This is a genomic window from Xanthomonas sp. BRIP62409 (assembly GCF_003992965.1).
GTDB classification, from domain to species: Bacteria; Pseudomonadota; Gammaproteobacteria; order Xanthomonadales; family Xanthomonadaceae; genus Xanthomonas; species Xanthomonas euroxanthea.
In genome coordinates this window covers 650690-671497 of sequence record NZ_QEZJ01000020.1, presented here as the reverse complement: position 1 = coordinate 671497, position 20808 = coordinate 650690, and the positions used below count along the sequence as shown (strand labels likewise).

The window sequence follows — 20808 nt, the reverse complement described above, 5'->3', positions numbered from 1 at the left end:
ACCACCGAGGCCGATATGGACGCCAGCTGCGCGTTGCATGGGCGTGCCCGGCATGCGGGTGGTTGGCTTGGTGGATTCGGGATTCGGGATTCGGGATTCGGGAGTCGTAAAAGCTGGCGCGCGCGGTTGCCGGTGGCAGCGCTTGTCAATCAGGATCTGCTGCGCTTTGTCCAACAGCTCAACAAGGTCCATTGACGCCGCGTGACGGCAGGACCGAGCCGCAGGGCCCGCTGCGCCGTCCTGCCGACAGGCGCGCAGCGAGCGGTGCCGGCGCGCAGGTCGGCACGCCGCTGGCGGCAGCCGATGTCGCCAACGGCGGTCATGCGGTGGGCGATCTACCGGCAGGTGCAGATCCGGTGGCCGGGTCGTACTGCGGATGGCTGGGATCCATGCTGCGCGGCCGCGTGGATGTTTCTGGTTGCAGCGCGCTTTCGCGCCAGGCGCGCACCAGCAGGTCGCGCAGCATCGCTGCGCCATCGCCGGCGGTGCGGTAGACCATCGCGCGGCCGTCGCTGCTGGAGGCATCGTCGAACGCGCCGGCCTTTTCCAGGCGATAGACCTGCTCGACACGGCCGGTGCCCACGTCGAGAAAGTCCAGGATCTGCTCGAACACATCGCCCTGCTGATGCGCCAGGGCCGGCATGCGGCCCAGCAGGTCCTGCGGGGTCAGCGCAATCTTGTCCACATAATCGCTCTCGAACTTGCCGTGCACCTTCGGGTCGGTGCTGTAGCCGTTCGGGTTCGGCCCCTGCCAGCCGTCGTGGTGGATGCTGTCGTGCTGCGGCTGTGCGCCATCGCCGATGTAGTGCGCGAACCAGCTGACATAGAACGCGCAGGTGCGTTCGAGCTCGCGGGTGTCCTGGCCCTTGGCACGCAGCGTGCGGAGTTGCCGCATGGTTGCCACGATGCGTTGGTAGCCTTCGGTGGCCGCGTACGGCAAGGTGCCGGCCCAGCGTACGTTCATGCGCTGCGCCCGTTGCGGGTCGCTGCTGGCGATGCGCCGCTGTTCGTCATACAGCGCCAGCACGAAGGCGTAACGCGAGCGCGGCGGGTGTTGCATGAAGGCGAACTGCTCGCGGAACCAGCCGTGGTTGGGGTCTTCTTCGATCTTGAGAAACGGCTCGCTCTCGCTGCGCCAGCCATCCGGAAGCGTGGCGCCGTCGGCAATCACCTGCGCGTATTGTTTGAGGAAGACCGGGCCGTCGTCGGGCAGTGCCTGCACGGCGGCGCTGTCGATGGCCGCGTGCGCACGGTGGCCCCAGGCGGCGGCATTACCGGAACAGGTCGCTGCCGCAAACAGCAGCGCACAGGCAATAGGGGAAGGTGTCATGGCAGTCCTTGTGGCCTGCAGCGCGTACGCCACGCTGCAGGCGATGGATCGGGAAGTGGAGCGCTGGTAGCGAGGCTGCGACACCCCGGACATCGGTGCACTCAGAAGTGGTAAGTCACCACCAGCCGCGAGTTGCGCTCGTAGATCGGCCGGCCGTAGATCGGTTCGCGCGTGCCCTGGCCGGAGATGGTGTCGGTGCGCGGGTTGCCTTCGGTCAGCGCAAAGGTGTTGGTCAGGTTGTCGACCGACAGCTGCACATCCCACGGCCCGTTGCGCACCAGGATGTTGGCCGCCAGGGTGTCGTAGGCGGCCAGCTCGGTGGTGTTCTCCAGGTCGGCGTAGCGCTTGCCGACATAGGCGTAGCGCAACGAGGTTTCCCAATCGAACGCGCCGGTGGTGAAGAACACCGTTGGCCCCGCATTGCCATAGAGCTTGGGCTGCCGGTTGGGCATGTTGCCGTCCACATCAACCACCGCCACCGCACCATTGGCAACCACCTCGGTCAGGTCGGACACCTGGGTGTCGTTGTAGGTCAGATTGGCGTCGAAGCGCAGCCACTGCGCCGGCGTCCACACCGCCGCCAGCTCGATACCGGGGTTGGTGACGCTGCCGCGGTAGTCCTTGGATTCGGCCGCGCCGGTCTGCGGATTCACCGCGCTGGTGCCGATGTTGTACGGGTCGTACTTGGTGTAGAAGGCGGTGGCGAACACGTCCAGGGTGTCGAAGTTGAGCTTGGTGCCGAGCTCGAACTGGTCGGCGGTGGGGATGTTTACGTTGCCTTCGTTGGCGCCCTCGCTGGGCGCGCGGTGCGCACGCGAGGCGCGGCCATAGATGCCGACCGTCGGGTTGATGTCGTAGTTGAAACCCGCGGTCCAGTTGGTCACGCCCACGTCCAGCGCGGTGTGCGCGCGGGCCCCGGTGAACAGGCGCGCGGCATCGTCGGCCAGGGTGTCGGCCATGCCCAGGTTGCCGGTGCTGCGCAGCATGCTCCAGGCGCGGTAGCGGTAGCGCTCGTGACGCACGCCGGCTTCCAGGCGCAGCGCATCGGTCACCTGCCAGGTGTCGGCGATGTAGGGCGCCAGCATGCTGGTGTAGGCCTTGCCCTGGGTGCGGTCGGCGCCATAGATCACCACACCGTCCTTGGTCACGCCGCCGACCACGTTGCCGGCCGCGTCGTAGCCGAGCAGGTCGATGGTGCGCGGGTTCTGCCGCATCTCCAACAGATAGCTCTGGTAACGCGAATTGTAGGAACGCGCGTAGTAGGCGCCGTACACGCCCAACGTGATGTCGTGGGTGTCGCCGCCCCAGTCGAAGCGGCGATGCAGGCGCAGGTCGTCGGCAAACGAATCGGCACGCACGTTCATGGCGCGGTACTGGCCCTGGATCACCAGGCCGTCGGTGCTGGCCGGATCGAAGCGGCTGCCATCGTCGGTGTAGACGTAGCCCAGCGAGCTCAGGCCGGGAAACGCGGCGCTGGCGGCAGCGCGGCGGCTGTTGGCATACGCGCTGGCGTCCTGCGGCGCATTGCTGGAATACAGCGCGTCGAAAGTCATGTCCAGGCGATTGACGATGGCCTTGTTGGACAGGCTCCAGCCATTGTCGAAGGCAAGGTCCAGGTTCGCGCCCAGATGGTTGAATTTCATGTGGCGGCCATCGGACAGGTCGCGCAGTTCGCGCTGCGGCGCGCCGTCGGCATCGCTGGACACGATGCTGGCGTGCTTCAGTTGCGCGGTGCTCAAGGTGCCGGTGAAGCGGTCGATCAACGGGTCCAGCGAACGCGTGGTGTCGCGCGGGTCGTACAGCGGGATCGGCATGTAGAACGCATTCTTGTCGTCCAGATGCTTGGCAGTGAAGGTGATCTTGCCGTGGTCCAGCGTGTGCGTGAGGTTCATGCGGAACTGCCCGCCCTCGTCGGCCGGAAAGTCCACGTCGCGGTAGCCGTCGTTGCGGCGCACGAAGCCGCCGGCAGCCAGATACCAGCCGTCGGCCAGCTTGCCCGACCAATAGCCGTCGAGCCGGTACAGCCCGGTGTCGCCGACGGTGGTGCGCACCGCGCCTTCGGGTGTGTCGCCGCCCTGGCGGGTGACGAAGTTGACGATGGCCGCGGCATTGGAGGCGAAGATCGGCGAGGGCCCGCCGCGCACGGTCTCCACCGATTCGACCATCAGGTCCGGGCGCACCAGGCCTTCGGTCTTGTAGAAGTAGCCGTTGTTGTCCGGGTAGGGGCTGATGCCGTCTTCCTGGATCACCGCAAACGCACCTTCGTCGGGAATGCCGCGGATGCGGTAGACGTTCTGCACTTCGCCGCCGGTGGATTCGGCATAGATGCCCGGCATCGAGCCGATTAGGCTGGCGAGGTTGAGCGGGGCCAGCTTGTCGATCTGCTCGGCGGTCAGCGCGGTGATCGCATACGAGGCGTCGAACTGGTTCTGGGCCTGGCCGGCGCCGGTGACGATCATCCGGTCCAGCGAGAAGATGCCGTCCTCGCCCTTGCGGGTGGCAGGCGTGGCGGGCGCGGCTTCCTGCGCGAGCGCGGGGGTGGCCAGGGTCAGTGCCAGCGCGACGACGAGCGGACGACGCGACACGGCACGACGCACTCCGGAGCGCGTCCGGGTGTGGGTGTAGGGCATGGCAGGGATGGGGGGTAGCGGGGGAGCTGCCCACTGTCGCTGTGCCATGTTTCCGCAGCGTTGCGTGTGCACCGGATCACGCTAACTGCGTGATCCGGCACCACGATTTGTGACGTGGCGCCTGTTTTCAAGCGGCTTCAACCGTACGCGGCGGGCGGTGAAGGCATCAAGCGCGGCCGGCGTCGGCGATCAGCGCCACCGGGGCGGAGCTGGACGAGGCGCTTCCTTGGAATCAGGCAGAAGGCCCCCAGACTATGTGCCATCCATCCATGTGGACATTCGCATTCGTGAGCACCTCCCTGCCCCTGCCCGCACCGCGTAAAGCCCCGCAGCAAGCGCGCTCGCGCGCCACCGTGGAGGTCATTCGCCAGGCCAGCATCCAGGTGTTGGTGGCCGACGGCCTGCAGGGCTGCACCACCACGCGGGTAGCCGAGCGCGCCGGCGTGTCGGTCGGCAGCGTGTACCAGTACTACCCCAATCGTCAGGCGATGTTGATCGCGCTGCTGCAGTGGCATCTGCAGACGGTGATCGATGCAGTGGAGCTGGCCTGCGCGCAACAGCACGGGCGCACGCTTGCGCAGCAGTGCCAGGCGCTGGTGCGTGCCTTCGTGCAGGCCAAGCTGCAGCATGTGGAGGTGTCGCGTGCGCTGTACGCCATTGCCGAGCTGCATGGTGGCGCCATCCTGGGCGCGCAGGCGCGCAGGCGCTCGCAGCAGGCGTTCGCCGCCGCGCTCGCCACCGCCTCGGATGTGCGCTTCGACGATTGCAAGGCGGTGGCCGAGATCGGCATGGCGGCCATCACCGGGCCGTTGAAGAGCCTGCTCGAGGATGGCGCGCCGGCTGTACGGATTGCGCCGCTGCAGGCGCAACTGGTGGTGTTGCTGCACAGTTACCTCATGGCCACCGGAGTTGCACGATGACGGCGTCACCGGTGCAGGACGGCAACCCGCTGCAGGACTTCATCGAACGCCACCGGCGCCTGTTCGTGCTCACCGGCGCCGGTTGCAGCACCGATTCGGGCATCCCCGATTACCGCGATCTGCAAGGCGGCTGGAAGCGCCCGCAACCGGTGACGTTCCAGGCCTTCATGGGCGAGCTGTCCACGCGGCAGCGCTACTGGGCGCGCAGCCTGGTCGGCTGGCCGCGTTTCGGCCTGGCGCGGCCCAACGCCACCCATCACGCACTGGCCGCACTGGAAGCGCGCGGCCAGCTGGAAGTGCTGCTGACGCAAAACGTCGATCGCCTGCACCAGGCGGCCGGCAGCCAGGCGGTGATCGACCTGCATGGCCGGCTCGATGTGGTGCGCTGCATGGGCTGCGAGCGGCGCATGCCGCGTACCGACTTCCAGCTGCTGCTCGAACAGGCCAACCCCGGCTGGGCCGACCTGGACGCGGCGCAGGCGCCCGATGGCGATGCGGACCTGGACGATGTGGCCTTCGACCATTTTGCGGTGCCGCCGTGCCCGGTGTGTGGCGGCGTGCTGAAGCCGGATGTGGTGTTCTTTGGCGAGAACGTGCCGCGCGAGCGTGTGGAGCGTGCGTTTGCGCATCTCCAGGCGGCCGATGCAGTGCTGGTGGTGGGCTCGTCGCTGATGGTGTATTCGGGTTTTCGTTTCGTGCAGACCGCTGCACGCAACGGCCTGCCGATCGCCGCACTCAACTTCGGGCGCACCCGCGCGGACGAGCTGCTCAGCCTGAAGGTCGAACAGTCGTGCGCGCAGGCGTTGGCATTCCTGCACGCGCCGTTCGACCCGTTGCTTGCACGCAGCATCGATGACGCCAGTGCGCGCTCGGCATGACGCAGTGATCCATCGCAGCGGTTGTGCCCACGCGCGCGGCGCAGTGCAATGGGCACCCCCGTGTCATCTGTGGATGTCCTCTTGAGCCAGCTGTTCTCCCCCATCCGCTTCGGTCCGCTTGCGCTCGCCAACCGGATCGTCGTCGCCCCGATGTGCCAGTACTCCGCGCAGGACGGCCGCGCCAGCGACTGGCACCGCATCCATCTGGGCACCTTGTCGCAATCCGGTGCCGGCCTGCTGATCCTGGAAGCGGCCGCGGTGCAGCCGCAGGGGCGCATCTCCTATGCGGACCTTGGCCTGTACGACGATGCCACCGAGCAGGCGCTGGATGAGGTACTGCAATCGGTGCGGCGCTGGTCGCCGATGCCGATCGGCATCCAACTGGCGCACGCCGGGCGCAAGGCCTCCACCGATCTGCCGTGGAACGGCGGCGCGGCGATCGCGCCGGATCACGCGCATGGCTGGCAGACCGTGTCCGCATCGGCGCTGGCGTTCGGTGACGGCCAGCCGCTGCCGCAGGCATTGGACGATGCCGGTATCGATGCGGTGGTGCAGGCATTCGTCGATGCGGCGCAGCGCGCCGAACGCCTGGGTCTTGAGTTGATCGAGCTGCATGCCGCGCACGGGTATCTGATGCATCAGTTCCTGTCGCCGCTGAGCAACCAGCGCAGCGATGCCTATGGCGGTTCGCTGGAAAACCGCATGCGGCTGACGCTGCGCATCTTCGATGCGGTGCGCGCGGCGGTGTCGGACAAGATCGCCATCGGCGTGCGCATCTCGGCCACCGATTGGGTGGAGGGCGGCTGGGATGTCGAGCAGAGCATCGCCTTGTCCAAGGCGCTGGATGCGCGCGGTGCGCACTACATCCATGTCTCCAGCGGCGGGCTGGATCCGCGCCAGCAGATTCCCGTGCAGGCGGGCTACCAGATTCCGTTTGCGCAACAGATCAAGGCGCAGGTCAACACGCCGGTGATCGGCGTGGGCCTGATCACCGAGCCGGCGCAGGCCGAGGCGATCCTGCAGGACGGCCAGGCCGATGCGATCGCGCTGGCGCGCGGCATCCTGTACGACCCGCGCTGGCCGTGGCATGCGGCCGCTGCACTTGGTGCGTCGGTCGCACCCGCGCCGCAATACCTGCGCTGCGAGCCGCGTGAGGCGCGTGGCGTGTTCGCCAGCTGATTAACGCGGGGAGTGGTAAAGAAGCAGAGCGTGCGGTGTCTGGATTGCCGCTCTTGACGCAAGATCGAATAAGGAAAACAGATGCCGATAGGATTTCTGGGCTTGGGCACGATGGGCCTGCCGATGGCGCACAACCTGCTGCGCGGAGGGTTCGAACTGAGTGTGTGGAACCGTTCGCCCGGGCGCGCGCAATCGCTGCGCGAAGCCGGCGCCACGGTGGTGGATGCACCGCGCGACGCCGCGCATGGCCCGCTGCTGTTTTCGATGCTGGCCGACGACAACGCGGTGCGCGCGACCCTGCTGGAGCATGGCGTGCTGGACGCGCTGCCGGCCGGCAGCGTGCACGTCAACATGGCCACCATCTCGGTGGCATTGGCGCACGAGTTGACCGCCCTGCATGCCGAGCGCGGCGTGGCCTACGTGGCCGCACCGGTGCTTGGCCGCGTCGATGTGGCCGAAGCCGGCAAGCTCAACATCCTGGCCGCCGGCGACGAGGCAGCGTTGGCGCGCGTGCAGCCGATGTTCGACGTGCTCGGTCTACGCACCTGGGAGATCGGCCGCACCCCCGAGCAGGCCAATGCGGTCAAGCTGGCGGCCAACTTCTGCCTGGCCAGCGCGATCGGCGCCATGGCCGAAGCCAGCGCGCTGGCACGCGGCCACGGCGTGGACGCCACCCAGTTCCTGGGCATGCTCACCAGCACCCTGTTCGCCGCACCCGCGTACCAGGGCTATGGCCGCCTGATCATGCAGCGCGCCTATCTGCCGGCCGGCTTCACCGCCACCCTGGGGCGCAAGGACGTGGACCTGGCGATCCAGGCCGGTGCCGACAAGCAGGTGCCGATGCCGCTGGGCGAGTTGCTGCGCGCCGGCCTGGACGAGGCGATCGCCCATGGCGACGGCAATGCCGACTGGGCCGTGCTGGCAGAGGTATCGGCGCGGCGGGCAGGGCAGGCCTGATCGCCGCATCCGCAAGGCGGAGCTAGCCACGCTCTCGGCGAGGCGGGAAGGCACCGCTTGCGCGTCACTGGCGTGCGTGCCTTGAAGCGCCCGCGCTCCAGCGCGGGCAGGGGGCGCGGAGCGGGGGTCAAGGTGAGGGCACGGGGCGAAGCCCATGCAGCAGATGTCGCATGCTGTCAGCGACATCTGCCGCCCACGCTCAGGCCGCGTCGCTTCAAAGCAGCACAGCCCATCTCTCACTCACCTAAACATGCAGCAGACCTTCTAAAATGCCGGCTCGTGACAGCCGCCGCTCCAGGGAGGATGCGATGCGACACCTGCATATCACGCTCGGTTCGACCGGGCGCACACCGCGCGCACTGCGCTGCGCCGGTGGTAGACGATGACCGCCGCACCGGTCGTCGACCAGGGCCCGGTGGGCCCGGACCATCCCGAGCATCCGGACCACTATCTGTTTGCGCAGATCCGCGAAGCGGTGGCCGTACTTGATGCCGAGTTGGACAAACCCACCGACGAGGCCAGTGTGCGCATGGCCGCGCGCCTGCTGCCGCTGGCCAAGCAGCATGGCTTCGACCAGGTGGATTACGTGGTGCTCAGCCGGCACGTCGGCGAGGTGGGCGAGAACGTGTTCCTGGTGCGTGGCGAACTGGCCGACCCTGCGCATCTGCGTGCGCACATCACCACCCAGGAAGCGATGGAGACCTCGGTGGAGGCATCGATGGCGCAACTGGATGACATCAACCGCCGACTGATGCTGCGCCTGCCGCCGCGCTGAGCCGCACGGGAAAGTTACGGGCGCAAGCACTGCGCCCGCAGCCGGGTGCATTGGCTATCATTGTGCCGATGCGCTCCGACTACATCCTCACCCTGTCCTGCCCCGACCGCACCGGCATCGTCTATCGCGTAACCGGCCTGCTGTTCGACCTGGCCTGCAACATCCTCGACGCACAGCAGTTCGGCGACGACGAGAGTGGCCGCTTCTTCCTGCGCGTGCACTTCGACAAGCCGCCGGGCACCGAGATTGCCGGGCTGGAACGCCGCTTTGCGCAGCTGGCCGAGGAATTCCAGATGGACTGGCAGCTGCACGATGCGCGCCGTCGCGCCCGGCTGCTGGTGCTGGTGAGCAAGCAGGGGCATTGCCTCAACGATCTGCTGTTCCGCATGCACAGCCGGCAATTGCCGGTGGATATCGCCGCCGTGGTGTCCAACCACGCCGATTTCGCGCCGCTGGCCGCCTCCTACGGCATCGCCTTCCACCATCTGCCGGTGAGCGCCGACACGCGCGCTGCGCAGGAAGCGCAGCTGCTTGCCCTCATCGAAGCGCTGCAGATCGATCTGGTGGTGCTGGCGCGCTACATGCAGATCCTGTCGCCGGCGTTGTGCCGCGCATTGGCGGGGCGCGCGATCAATATCCATCACAGCTTCCTGCCCAGTTTCAAGGGCGCGCAGCCGTATCACCAGGCGCACGCACGCGGGGTCAAGATCATCGGTGCCACCGCGCACTACGTCACCGAAGACCTGGACGAAGGCCCGATCATCGAACAGGACGTGGCGCGCGTGGATCACGCGATGACACCGCGCGACCTGGTGCGGCTGGGGAGCGACACCGAATCGCTGGTGCTCGCGCGTGCGGTGCGTCGCCATGTCGAACACCGCATCGTGCTCAATGGCCATCGCACGGTGGTGTTTCGCTAGCGCACCGTTGCGCATGGCGCGGGGACGCTTGCAGCACGCATGTGGCGTGGTGCTCAAGCCACCCCACGGCCCGCGAACGCGCCGGCCTGGCGCCCACCGTCGCACTCGGTTCGCCGCTCCCTTCTGGAATTGCCTGCATGTCGCTTGTCCCCGGCTCCAGCGCTCGCGCGCAACAGCACGCCACCCGCGCGGCGTTCTTCATTCCCGGCTTTGCTGCCGCGATCTGGGCGGTGCTGGTGCCGTTTGCCAAAGCCAGGACCGGCGTGGACGATGGCGCGCTCGGCCTGATCCTGTTGTGCCTGGGGGCAGGCTCGTTTCTGGCGATGCCGCTGGCCGGTGCCTTGTCGGCTCGCTTCGGCTTCCGTGCGGTCATGGCGGGGACGGCGGCGCTGATCTGCCTCAGCCTGCCGCTGCTGGCCGTTGTCGCCAATCCGTGGATGCTGGGCGCGGTGCTGTTCGTGTTCGGTGCCGGCGTGGGCGCGATGGATTGCGCGATGAACATGCAGGCGGTGGTGGTCGAGCGCGATGCCCGGCGCGCGATGATGTCCGGATTCCATGCGTTCTTCAGCATCGGCGGTTTCGTCGGTGCCGGCGCGATGACCTTGCTGCTGTCGGCGCGGGTTTCCCCGCTGAGCGCGGCGCTCGCCGGGGTGATCGCCATGCTCGTGGTCGGCGTGCTGTCGGTGCGCCATTGGCGGACCGAGCGCGTGGCGCAGCAGGGGCCGTTGCTGGCCCTGCCCAGAGGCATCGTATTGTTCATCGGCATCCTGGCCTTTGTGGTGTTTCTGGCCGAAGGCACCATCCTGGACTGGAGCTCGGTGTTCCTGGCCGATGTGCACCAGGTTGCCCCGAGCACCGCCGGCGTGGGCTATGTCGCGTTTGCATTGACCATGACGGTGACGCGCCTGCTCGGCGATGCGGTGGTGGAGCGCCTGGGGCGCATCCGCTCGATCGTGGTGGGCGCGCTGCTGGCCAGCGCCGGCTTCCTGGTGCTCACGCTGGTGAGCCCGTGGCAGGCCTCGCTGGCCGGTTACGTGCTGGTCGGCCTGGGCTGCGCCAATATCGTGCCGGCCCTGTTCTCGCTGGCCGGCAACCAGACGCGCATGCCGGAGAGCATCGCCATCACCGCGGTCACCACCCTGGGCTACGCCGGCATCCTGGCCGGGCCGGCACTGATCGGTTTCGCCGCGCATGGCATCGGCCTGGTCGGCGCCCTGCTCGGTGTCGCGGTGTTGATGGTGGGCGTGGCGGTGTCGACGCGTTGGTTGAGGGTGTGAGTGTGCTGGGTCACCGACCTGCAGTCGGTGACTCTTCGGCAATGTGCGTCGCGCGCTGGCACGCTCCTACGAAGGGTGGGGTGCAGGCTCGTCAATGTCGTCGTCGGGACCGTGCAGCCCATGCAGGCGGTGGATGGCGGGCAGCGCGGTGTGCGCTGCCCGCATCACGCGGACCTCGTCGCAGCGCGGGCTTGTCCGCCTACCTTCGCGGGAGCCGAGGCGGCAGGCCGCATCGGAACCACCACGCACGCATGTACGGCGTGCGTGGTGGGCGGCCACGGACCCTGCAATGGATGCCGCATCACTTCGCGGCGTTGGCGTTCATCACTGCATTGCGGCTTGCGTCCAGATACTGCGCCGGGTCGCGCATGCCGGTGGTGTGGCATTGCCCGGTGGTGTGGCCACGGTTCACGCCACCCGGCAGCTGCGCGTTGACCTGCTCCACGGTGCCGTCTTCCGGGTCGTTCAACACCAGGTCCGAAGCGGCGTTGCAGTAGTCGTTGGTGTACCAGTTGGTCTTGGCGAACGAGGTGGTGTAGTAGTTCACCTTGGCGCGCGCATCGGCCGGAATGCCGGCCAGCCAGGCCTTGGCGCCGTCGTAGGTCAGGTCGGTATTGGTGCCGCAGCCCACCCCGAACCACGAGCCCACGGCCGCCAGGATGCCGGACAGATTGGTGCCCTGGTAGGGCGTGCCGACCGACTGCATCACCCGCCCACCGGTGGCGTTATCCAGCCCGCTCCAGTAGTAGGTATACAGATGCAGCGCGGCCATGCCGCCCTGGCTGTGCGCCACCGTCGCGAACGAGGACCACTGACTGGCGAACTGCGCCAAGCGCTGTGCGAACTGGTCGTTGCTGCGGTTCTGTTTGGCATCAAGGAACGAGGACGCGTTGGTGAACTGCGCCTGCGGCCACACGCCGTTGGAGCAATAGCCATGTACCAGCACCAGTTGCGACCCCGTGGCCTGCGGCTGCGCCATCGCACTGGCGCGGGCCAGCGTTGTCGGGCGCGGCCCCATGCGCATGCTTTCGTCGATGGCACCGGCAGACCGCGCGATGCTGGCACGGCGCAACGCGGGCAGCTGCAACGGCAGCGTGTCGGCCTGCACCAGCGGGATGTAATGGTCCGGATCTTCGATACGCAGCCCGCGCAGCGTGAACGGCGCACGCGCGCCGGCACGCGCGATCCAGCGTTCGTCCAGGCTCAACGGCAGCTGGCCTTGCTGCGGCGTCAACATGCCGCCGATCCATGCCACCGGCACCTGCCTGCCCTTGGCATCGGTGCCCCAGACCTGGCCGAACACGCGGTAATGCGACGGGGCCTTGCCGCGTGCGGCGATGGGCAAGGCAATGTTGAGCCGTGTGCCGTCGGCCGCACGTGCGCTCAGGGCATTGCCGAGCAGGCGCAGCGAGGTGTCCAGCACCGGCAACACGTGCTCGCTGGTCCGCACGAATGGCTGCCCGGCCTGGTCGTGACCGCGCACCATCACCTGCGCAATCCAGGTGCCTTCGGCCGTCGGTTGGAACGTGCCGCCATACACGCCGTCGCCGGCAGCACCATCGTCGTGTTGCCCGTCGTCTGCCATCGGCAGCGTGCGGATGCCCCCTTGCGGATCGATCACGCGCAGGCTCGCTGTGTCGATCTGCCCGGCCTGTGCGGCAAGCAGGGTCGCACCGCGCGCATCGTTGCCGCTGAGCAGTGCGTTGAGCGTCAGCGTCTGGCCGACCTGCTGCCGGCGATGGCGCGGGTACGAGGCCAGCTGTGTGCGTGCATCGCCTTCCATCAGCACATAGCCGCGTTGCGCCACCGGCGTTGCCGATTGCAGGGTCAGCGACCACGCTCCGTTCTGCGCCGATTCCACCGCATAGCGCATGCCGCTGGTGCCGCTTTCTGCGGTGCCCAGCAGCGTGCGCTGCGCCTGCAGTTGCGGAGCAACGGCGGCCGCGCGCGCGCCGGCAATGCGTGGTGCAGTCACCGCCGCCTCCCACGGTTGGTCACCGGCCAGCACCATGAAACGCAGATGGCCGTTTTCCACCGGCAGCGTGCCTTGCCAGCGTGCGGAGTTGCCGGCTGGCGTCAATTCCACCGGCAGCAAGGCGCTCTTGGACAGAATCGCCGACTCGGCCGGGTCGGGTGCGCGCATCTGCGCGAACTCCTCCGGCGGGCCAGCCAGTTGTTTGGGCTGCAGCTCGGCCGCGGCAAGCGGCAGGGAAACCAGCGACAGGGTGCACAGCAAGGACAACAGCGACGGCTTCGGCATGGCGACATCTCTCCTTGAACGTTGCAGAAGCGATGCCGTCGCGCAGTGCAACGACACCGGATGCAGCGCCCCCTCGCCGCGATTCGCCGATGGTTATACCGCGCCCGTGTGACAGGTCCGCTGTGCGCTGCAGCACCCGGCGCGCCGCAAGCACAGCCACAGAAATGAAGCATTCCAGACTGTGATCCAGGTCGTGGACAGCTCGCCCACCCGCACGTTCGTGCTCGCCCATTCGAGGTCTGCGGCCGATGACGCGCGGCGTGCCCGGCAGGTGTCAGTCGGCGCGGTGCGGCGCGGTGCGGGCGCGGTACTGCTCCACCCACGCGACCGTCTGCGCGATGCCGCCGAACGGGAAGAAGTGCAGGCTGACCTCTCCATGCGCTCCGGTGAGGCCGGTGGCCAGGCAATCGACAAAGCGATCCGGCCCGGCGGTGCCCAACAGCTTGCCCAGCGAGATGCCGTACTTGGACAGCATCGCGGCGCAGGCGCCGACACCGCAGCGTGCGGCATAGCGTGCAAGCACCGCCACGCCGGCGGGACCAGGCACGCCCACCCGCACGGGGTGTGCGATGCCACGCGCGCGCAGCGCGTGCAACCACGTCAGCACGAGGTCGGCATCGAAGGCGAACTGGGTGACGATCAGCGGTGCCATGCCGCGCTCGGCGATGCTGCGACACTTGCGTTCCAGCACATCCCAGCGCTCGCTTGCGGGCATGCCCGGATGTCCTTCCGGATGCCCTGCCACGGCGATGGTCCGGATGCCGCAGCGCTCGAAGACCCCGGTGTCGATCAGCGACACGCTGTCCGGAAATGGCCCGATCGGCGACGGTGGATCGCCCGCGATCACCAGGCAACGCTCGACGCCAGCCTCATCGACGGCGCGCCTGACGAAGGCGTGCAGTGCGTCGCGCGAGCCGATGCGGCGCGCGGACAGGTGCGGCATGGGCGCAAAGCCGAGCTTGCGCACCATGCATGCGGCGGCCAGCCGCGCGGCGTCGTCCTGGTTGGGCAGGTAGGGGATAGCAATGGTCGCGCCACGCATGAGCGCGGGCGCCGCTGCGCTCAGCCCGGCAATGTCGGTTGCGCTGACCTCCAGGGAATAGGCATCGGTGATGGTGCTGGCCAGGCGTGGCGTGTGCGGATGAGTCAAACGATCTTGCCGTGCGTTGGTGGTCATTGGGTGGCGCCGCTACGTGGGCCCTGGGCGAGCGGGAAGGGCGCCATGACACAGACTGAGATCCCGGACAGCGTCGTTGCCCTGGCGAGGCATTCAGTCTTGCTGTTCCCCATCGCCATAGAATTTCACGCCCAGTTGTATGCGATTGCGACCGCTTTCGGCGCGGTGCCGGTTGGTGTCGCGCAGCGAGTAGACGCAGCCGCAGTATTCCTGCTGGTAGAAGTTCTCGCGCTTGCTGATCTCGACCATGCGCGAGGAACCGCCGCCCTTGCGCCAGTTGTACTCCCAGTACATCAGGCCGGGATACCTGGCCGCAGCGCGAACGCCGCAGTCGTTGATCTGCTGCATGTTCTTCCAGCGCGAGATGCCCAGGGAGCTGGTGATCACCGGAAAGCCATGTTCGTGCGCATACAGCGCGGTGCGTTCGAACCGCATGTCGAAGCACATCGTGCACCGGATGCCGCGTTCGGGTTCGTTCTCCATCCCGCGGGCCCGCTCGAACCAGTTGTCCCGATCGTAGTCGGCATCGACGAAGGGCACGCCGCACTGCTGCGCAAAGCGGATGTTCTCGTCCTTGCGCAGCTCGTATTCCTTGCGCGGGTGAATGTTGGGGTTGTAGAAGAAGATGGTGTAGTCGACGCCGGACGCCAGCATGGCCTCCATCACCTCACCCGAGCATGGCGCGCAGCAGGAATGCAGCAAGACCTTGTCGTGGCCGGCAGGTAGTGGCAGTGGCGTGCGCGTGGCGATGCTGTCCATCAGTGGGCTCCCGGCGGAGTGGTCGTTGTGTCGGCGGTGGTGTTGGCGGTGCCATTGGCGGGCTGGCGCGCCAGTTCGATGAAGGCACGCAGGTAGTCGACGGCGATATCCGCCTCGCGTGCGCCCAGGAAGATCTGCTTGGGGATGCCGCGCGCGCCCAGCCGCACCGGCACCACGTCCATCCTGGACGCATATTCCTCCACCAGCCAGCGTGGCATCGCGGCCACGCCGCGGCCGCTGGCGACCATTTGCATCATGATGTCGGTGGTCTCGATGGCCTTGTGGCGCCGGGGCGTGACCCCGGCTGGCAGCAGGAACTGGCTGTAGATGTCCAGGCGCTCCAGGTCCACCGGATAGCTGATCAGCACCTCCCGGGTCAGCTGCTGGGGCTTGACGTAGGCCGCCGACGCCAGCGCATGGCCCTTGGCCACGACCAGCACCTGCTCGTAGTCGAACACCGGCTCGAACCGCAGCCCGGGCTTGTACAGCGGGTCGGGCGTGACCAGCAGGTCGATCTCGTAGCCGAACAGCGCGCCGATGCCGCCGAACTGGAACTTCTGCTTGACGTCCACATCCACGTCCGGCCAGGTGGCCAGGTAGGGCGCCACCAGCTTGAGCAGCCACTGGTAGCAGGGATGGCACTCCATGCCGATGCGCAGGGCGCCGCGTTCGCCCTGCGCGAACTGCCCCAGGCGCTCTTCGGCCAGGTCCAGTTGCGGCAGCACCCGGTTGGCCACTGCCAGCAGGTACTGGCCCGCCTGGGTCAGGCGCAGGTTGCGGCCTTCGCGCAGCCACACGTCGGTGCCCAGCTGCTGCTCCAGCTTCTTCATGCTGTGGCTCAGCGCCGACTGGGTCAGGTTCAGCACACCTGCGGCGGCTGTCAGCGAGCCCTGCTGCTCGACCTGCTGGACGATGGTGAGATGGATGCGCTCAAGCATTCAGATGATCCGAATTCATGGATTGTTGAAATAACACCATTTTACTTCATTGAATGCGAGCCCTAGCATCGGGGTTCGTCGTTTCAGGTCGACCCCGCATGACTGTCAACGTGCCACATCCCCTCCGCGTCGTCGCGGTCTCCGGCGGGCTGCAGCGCCCCTCCAAGGCCGTCGCCCTGGCCGAGCACCTGCTGGGCCTGATCGCCGAGGCCGTGCCGTGCGAGCAACAGCTGGTCGAACTCGGGGCGCTGGCACCGCAGTTTGCCGGTGCAGTGTGGCGCTCGCAGCTGCCGGCAACGGTGGAGCAGGCACTGTCGGCGGTGGAGCAGGCCGACGTCGTGGTGGTGACCACGCCGGTCTATCGCGGCTCCTTCACCGGGCTGTTCAAGCACTTCTTCGACTTCATCCATCAGGATGCCTTGATCGACACGCCGGTGCTGCTGGCGGCAACCGGTGGCAGCGAGCGCCATGCATTGGTGATCGACCACCAGTTGCGGCCGCTTTTCAGCTTCTTCCAGGCACGCACGTTGCCACTGGGCGTTTACGCCACCGACCGCGATTTCCTGGATTACCGCGTGCACAACGAGGCCCTGGCCGAGCGGGCCAGGCTGGCGGTGCAGCGGGCACTGCCGCTGATCGCATTGACGCGGCAGGCACGTGCCATCGCTGCAGAAGACGTGGCTGCGGCCTGAGGCCATCCAGCCCACAGCTGCTCGGCGGGCCGCCACACCCGTCGCCGGCCACAGGATCGGTGGGTGATTGCCGGCCGGTCCGGAGTGGCGGCATCCACCCGGCGGGTATCCATACCTGCGCCGAGAACTGCGCTCGTATTCAACTCGGAAACAAGGCGTCAGCTTGCAATGACTCAAGAATTCACCTTCAGCATCAACAGCGTCCGGTTTGACGAGGACTACCGTCCCGCGGCCAATACGCGCAACACGACCAACTTTGCCAACCTGGCCAGAGGGCAGCGTCGGCAGGAAAACCTGCGTAACACGCTTGCGATGATCGACAACCGCTGCAACGACCTGGCGCATTGGGATAACCCCGGGCGCGACCGCTACGCTGTCGAACTGGACATCATCTCGGTCCAGATGCACATCGATGCGCGCGAACGCAGCGATGCCTTTCCGCTGATCGAGATCCTGAAGCCCAGCATCCTCGACAAGACCACCGGCGCGCGCATCGAGGGCATTGCAGGGAACAACTTCTCCTCCTACGTGCGCGACTACGATTTCAGCGTGCTGCTGCCAGCGCACAATCAGGATGCGTCCGGCTTCAGCATCCCGGACGATTTCGGCAGCCTGCACGGAACGCTGTTCAAGCACTTCGTGGACTCGGACGCCTACACGGCGCGTTTCACCAAACCGCCGGTCATCTGCATCAGCGTCTCCACCAGCAGGCTCTATCACCGAACCGGAAACCGGCATCCCATCCTGGGCATCGAATACCGGCAGGACGACTTCTCCTTGACCGATCGGTATTTCGCCAAGATGGGCCTGCAGGTGCGCTATTTCATGCCGCCGAACAGCGTTGCCCCGCTGGCTTTTTACTTTATCGGCGACCTGCTCAACGACTACACCAACCTCGAGCTGATCGGCACCATCAGCACCATGGAAACGTTCCAGAAGATCTACCGGCCAGAGATCTACAACGCCAATTCCGCGGCAGGGGCCATCTACCAGCCGAGCCTGAAGCACCAGGATTATTCCGCTACCCAGATCGTCTACGACCGCGAAGAGCGCAGCCAGCTCGCGGTGACGCAGGGGAAATTCACCGAAGAGCACTTCATCAGGCCCTACGGGACGATGCTCGCGCAGTGGGCCTCCAGCCACGCTGTCTAACCAACAGGAACGCAAGACACCACTCATCATGAAAAAGCTGCTCCCCACATCTACCGCCGGTAGCCTGCCCAAGCCTTCCTGGCTCGCGCAGCCGGAAAAACTCTGGTCTCCCTGGAAGCTGCAGGACGCCGAACTGATCGAAGGCAAGCAGGACGCATTGCGCCTGTCGCTGCAGGAACAGCAGCATGCCGGCATCGATATCGTCAGTGATGGCGAGCAGACCCGCCAGCATTTCGTCACCACCTTCATCGAACACCTCAGCGGCGTCGATTTCGAAAAGCGCGAAACCGTCAGGATTCGCAATCGCTACGACGCCAGCGTGCCGACCGTGGTTGGCGCGGTCAGCCGCCCCAAGCCCGTCTTCGTGGACGATGCCAGGTTCCTGCGCCAGCAGACCCGGCAGCCGATCAAATGGGCGCTGCCCGGTCCCATGACGATGATCGATACCCTGTTTGATGCGCACTACAAAAGCCGCGAAAAGCTGGCATGGGAATTTGCCAAGATCCTCAATGAGGAAGCCAGGGAGCTCGAAGCGGCCGGCGTGGATATCATCCAGTTCGACGAGCCGGCCTTCAATGTCTTCTTCGACGAGGTCAACGACTGGGGGGTGGCCACCCTCGAACGCGCGGTCGAAGGGCTCAAGTGCGAGACCGCCGTCCATATCTGCTATGGCTACGGCATCAAGGCCAATACCGACTGGAAACAGACCCTGGGCTCGGAGTGGCGCCAGTATGAAGAGTCGTTTCCCAAGCTGCAGACATCGTCGATCGACATCATCTCGCTGGAGTGCCACAACTCGCACGTGCCGATCGATCTGATCGAACTGGTGCGCGGCAAGAAGGTGATGGTCGGGGCCATCGACGTGGCGAGCAATACCGTCGAAACACCGCAGGAGGTGGCCGAGACGCTGCGCAAGGCGCTGCGCTTTGTCGATGCCGACAAGCTCTACCCGTCCACCAACTGCGGGATGGCGCCGCTTGCCCGGGACGTCGCAAGGGGCAAGCTCAAGGCACTCAGTGCGGGCGCAGAGATCATTCGTGGAGAGCTGGCAGCCCGCTAGCACGCCGGTGCCGGCACTGGATCGGCGGTCAAGGCACCAGGGCCGAGGCGAGTACGATCCTGCCGCCGCCACGGCTGGTCACGACCGGTGAAGCAACAACGAGCAAGCCCCCGCATGCGGGGGCTTGTTTGTTTTCCATCGGCGGGCAGGGGTCAGTAATTGACCTGCAGCTGCAGCCGCAGCAGGTCGCCTTCCACCACCGGGTACGGCGCGGTGGTGACGTCGGTGCGCTTCATCTTCGAATAGGCGAACACCAGTTCCAGCGCATCCATCGGCTGCCACTCGACGCCGGCTTCCACTTCGTCCAGGCGCATGCGCGGCGCATTGGTATCGAACTTGGATCCGCCGCGGTAGGTCTGCCACTTCAGGTACGGCAGCAAGGTGCCGTAGCTGCCATCGTGCTTGTACATCGCCTGCACATAACCGCCGCTCAGCGAGCGGGTGCGGATGCGCCGCTGTGCAACATCCAGCTCCGGGCCGCGGCCTACCGTCCACTCGGCCTGCAGGCCGAACGGCTGCGGGTAGTAGATGATGTGCGCGGCCACGCGCTGGTCGGTGTAGCCGTTCGGGTCGGTGATGGCCGGGGTGAAGCTGCGTCCACCGATGTTGACCGCCGCCGCGGTCGGCACGAAGCGGCCGCTGTAGGCGTCGGCACCCACTTCCAGGTACTGGCCGTTGGCGAACTTGAACGGGTAGGTGGCGTGCACCACCGCATGCATGCTGTCGTTGCGCTCGGCGCGGTTGGCGCCCTGGCCGTTGTACACGCCGGCACCGATCACGCCGTAGTCGCCCGAGCCCTTCAAGCCTGACTTGACCAGGTCCTGGAAGCGGCCCTTGGCCACGGTGGGGCTGTAGTAGAACACCGCACCGATATCGCGTTCGTCGCGCAGGCCGGAGTTGAGTGCGTCGGCGCGGTCCAGCGTGAGACGGTTCTGGCTGGACTGCAGGTTCTCCCAGCCATACGGCATCTTCGACTGGCCCACGCGCACGCGGTACTCGCGCTTCTTGTCGAAGTAGATGTCGGCATACGCATCGCGCAGCTGCGCGAAGTTGGAGGTGGTCGACCCGGTCGGCGTGCTCGCAAAGTCCGGCTGGAAGTACAGCGACACGTGCTCGTTGAGATCGCCGCTTAGCACCAGGCGCGCGCGGCGGATGCCCAGGCTCTGGTCGTTGCCGATAAAGCGGTCGCCCGGCGCGCGCAGATCCTGCGCGTCGCCGCCGATGCCCTGGTTGTAGCGGATCTGCGTGTAGCCGCGCAGGCTCAGCTTGTCGTACCACTTCTTGCCGGCTTCGCTGGCCTTGGCCGGCGCTGGTGCGGGCACGGGCGCAGGTGCGGCCTGGGCGATGGCGGTATCGGCTGGCACTGGCGCTGCAGGGGCGGGCGGCAATGCCGGGGCGGCCGGCATCGCCGACGCCGGCAGCTTGCCATTCTCGTCCACCTGCACGAACTTACCCAGCTTGTCGCGGCCCGGGGCCGGCTCGGCGAAGATCTGCTTGGTCTTGCGGTCTACGTACAGCTCCAGCTCGGCAGCCAGCGTGCTGCCACTGGCGGTTGCGCTGAGGGCGTACAGGACGGTGGCGAGATTGCGTTTTTTCATGGGTCCGGCTCGTGCAAGGGAAACGGGTCGGCGGCAGCATCAGGCCGGCGCTGCCCGGCGGGGCGGCGAACACGGCACCGGCACGCCACCAGGGCGACCGGTCGTCCTGACGGTGCGGCAATGCGTGCAGTTATATTTAGATTTGATGTCAGTTTGGTGACATCGGCAGCCTGCAAGGCGCAAGGCTGTGTCAGCTGCGTGTCCGGCGCGTGTCAGTTGTGCGACGCACGGAAGGCGGGCCCATCGGCGCGCAGGTCGGGCGCCGGGCGCCTGTGGTGCCATGCTGGCACCAGGCCACGCAGGGCC

At 66.8% G+C, this 20808-nt stretch carries 17 protein-coding genes; 10 read left to right on the top strand and 7 right to left on the bottom strand.

What is annotated here, in order from left to right; translation table 11 throughout:
• Positions 1 to 319: 319 nt before the first annotated feature.
• Both EO170_RS12170 and EO170_RS12165 read right to left on the bottom strand, forming a co-directional pair.
• Positions 320 to 1330: a nuclease gene (locus tag EO170_RS12170; protein WP_126945188.1), complete on the bottom strand. Its 1011-nt coding sequence runs from the start codon at positions 1328 to 1330 to the stop codon at positions 320 to 322.
• A 101-nt stretch (positions 1331 to 1431) separates the two neighbouring features.
• On the bottom strand, positions 1432 to 3915 hold the full coding sequence (locus EO170_RS12165; RefSeq protein WP_241239431.1) for a TonB-dependent receptor: 2484 nt from the start codon (positions 3913 to 3915) through the stop codon (positions 1432 to 1434).
• Positions 3916 to 4259: 344 nt separating this feature from the next.
• Here EO170_RS12165 and EO170_RS12160 point away from each other — a divergent pair, with 344 nt between their 5' ends.
• From EO170_RS12160 to EO170_RS12130, 7 genes are all read left to right on the top strand, one after another.
• Positions 4260 to 4880 (top strand): TetR/AcrR family transcriptional regulator, encoded by a 621-nt coding sequence (locus EO170_RS12160; protein WP_126945499.1) that lies wholly within the window; start codon positions 4260 to 4262, stop codon positions 4878 to 4880.
• Complete coding sequence (locus tag EO170_RS12155; protein ID WP_126945185.1) at positions 4877 to 5758, top strand: NAD-dependent protein deacetylase; 882 nt, start codon at positions 4877 to 4879, stop codon at positions 5756 to 5758. Before EO170_RS12160 ends, EO170_RS12155 begins: the two co-directional genes overlap by 4 nt.
• A gap of 60 nt (positions 5759 to 5818) precedes the next feature.
• Positions 5819 to 6937 carry an NADH:flavin oxidoreductase/NADH oxidase gene (locus EO170_RS12150; RefSeq protein ID WP_164741018.1) on the top strand — a complete coding sequence of 373 codons (1119 nt, stop codon included), beginning with the start codon at positions 5819 to 5821 and terminating at the stop codon, positions 6935 to 6937.
• 81 nt (positions 6938 to 7018) lie between these two features.
• Positions 7019 to 7894: an NAD(P)-dependent oxidoreductase gene (locus EO170_RS12145; RefSeq protein ID WP_119129338.1), complete on the top strand. Its 876-nt coding sequence runs from the start codon at positions 7019 to 7021 to the stop codon at positions 7892 to 7894.
• 382 nt (positions 7895 to 8276) lie between these two features.
• Positions 8277 to 8669, top strand: a complete 393-nt coding sequence (locus tag EO170_RS12140) for an XVIPCD domain-containing protein (protein ID WP_104583895.1) — start codon at positions 8277 to 8279, stop codon at positions 8667 to 8669.
• A gap of 68 nt (positions 8670 to 8737) precedes the next feature.
• Complete coding sequence (purU, locus tag EO170_RS12135; RefSeq protein ID WP_164739953.1) at positions 8738 to 9589, top strand: formyltetrahydrofolate deformylase; 852 nt, start codon at positions 8738 to 8740, stop codon at positions 9587 to 9589.
• A 137-nt stretch (positions 9590 to 9726) separates the two neighbouring features.
• Positions 9727 to 10866: an MFS transporter gene (locus EO170_RS12130; RefSeq protein ID WP_126945179.1), complete on the top strand. Its 1140-nt coding sequence runs from the start codon at positions 9727 to 9729 to the stop codon at positions 10864 to 10866.
• Between the two features lie 301 nt (positions 10867 to 11167).
• Here the strand turns inward: EO170_RS12130 and EO170_RS12125 are convergent, their stop codons facing one another.
• The 4 genes from EO170_RS12125 to EO170_RS12110 all read right to left on the bottom strand — a co-directional run bounded on the left by EO170_RS12125 (position 11168) and on the right by EO170_RS12110 (position 16000).
• Entirely contained in the window at positions 11168 to 13126 is a 1959-nt protein-coding gene (locus EO170_RS12125) for a choice-of-anchor X domain-containing protein (RefSeq protein ID WP_164741017.1), read from the bottom strand.
• Between the two features lie 274 nt (positions 13127 to 13400).
• A complete protein-coding gene (locus EO170_RS12120; RefSeq protein ID WP_126945176.1) occupies positions 13401 to 14303 on the bottom strand; it encodes a methylenetetrahydrofolate reductase in 903 nt (300 codons plus the stop codon).
• 93 nt (positions 14304 to 14396) lie between these two features.
• A complete protein-coding gene (locus EO170_RS12115; RefSeq protein WP_104649552.1) occupies positions 14397 to 15062 on the bottom strand; it encodes an epoxyqueuosine reductase QueH in 666 nt (221 codons plus the stop codon).
• Positions 15062 to 16000 carry a LysR family transcriptional regulator gene (locus EO170_RS12110; RefSeq protein WP_104583889.1) on the bottom strand — a complete coding sequence of 313 codons (939 nt, stop codon included), beginning with the start codon at positions 15998 to 16000 and terminating at the stop codon, positions 15062 to 15064. The genes EO170_RS12115 and EO170_RS12110 overlap by 1 nt, the downstream gene beginning before the upstream one ends.
• Before the next feature lie 98 nt (positions 16001 to 16098).
• Here EO170_RS12110 and msuE point away from each other — a divergent pair, with 98 nt between their 5' ends.
• From msuE to EO170_RS12095, 3 genes are all read left to right on the top strand, one after another.
• The gene (gene msuE, locus EO170_RS12105) at positions 16099 to 16692 is read left to right on the top strand and encodes an FMN reductase (protein WP_164739280.1); all 594 of its coding nucleotides are present in this window, start codon (positions 16099 to 16101) and stop codon (positions 16690 to 16692) included.
• Between the two features lie 168 nt (positions 16693 to 16860).
• Positions 16861 to 17844, top strand: a complete 984-nt coding sequence (locus EO170_RS12100; protein WP_119129343.1) for a DUF1852 domain-containing protein — start codon at positions 16861 to 16863, stop codon at positions 17842 to 17844.
• A 28-nt stretch (positions 17845 to 17872) separates the two neighbouring features.
• On the top strand, positions 17873 to 18904 hold the full coding sequence (locus EO170_RS12095) for a methionine synthase (protein WP_104583888.1): 1032 nt from the start codon (positions 17873 to 17875) through the stop codon (positions 18902 to 18904).
• Positions 18905 to 19056: 152 nt separating this feature from the next.
• Here the strand turns inward: EO170_RS12095 and EO170_RS12090 are convergent, their stop codons facing one another.
• On the bottom strand, positions 19057 to 20502 hold the full coding sequence (locus EO170_RS12090; RefSeq protein ID WP_126945173.1) for an OprO/OprP family phosphate-selective porin: 1446 nt from the start codon (positions 20500 to 20502) through the stop codon (positions 19057 to 19059).
• Positions 20503 to 20808 lie beyond the last annotated feature (306 nt).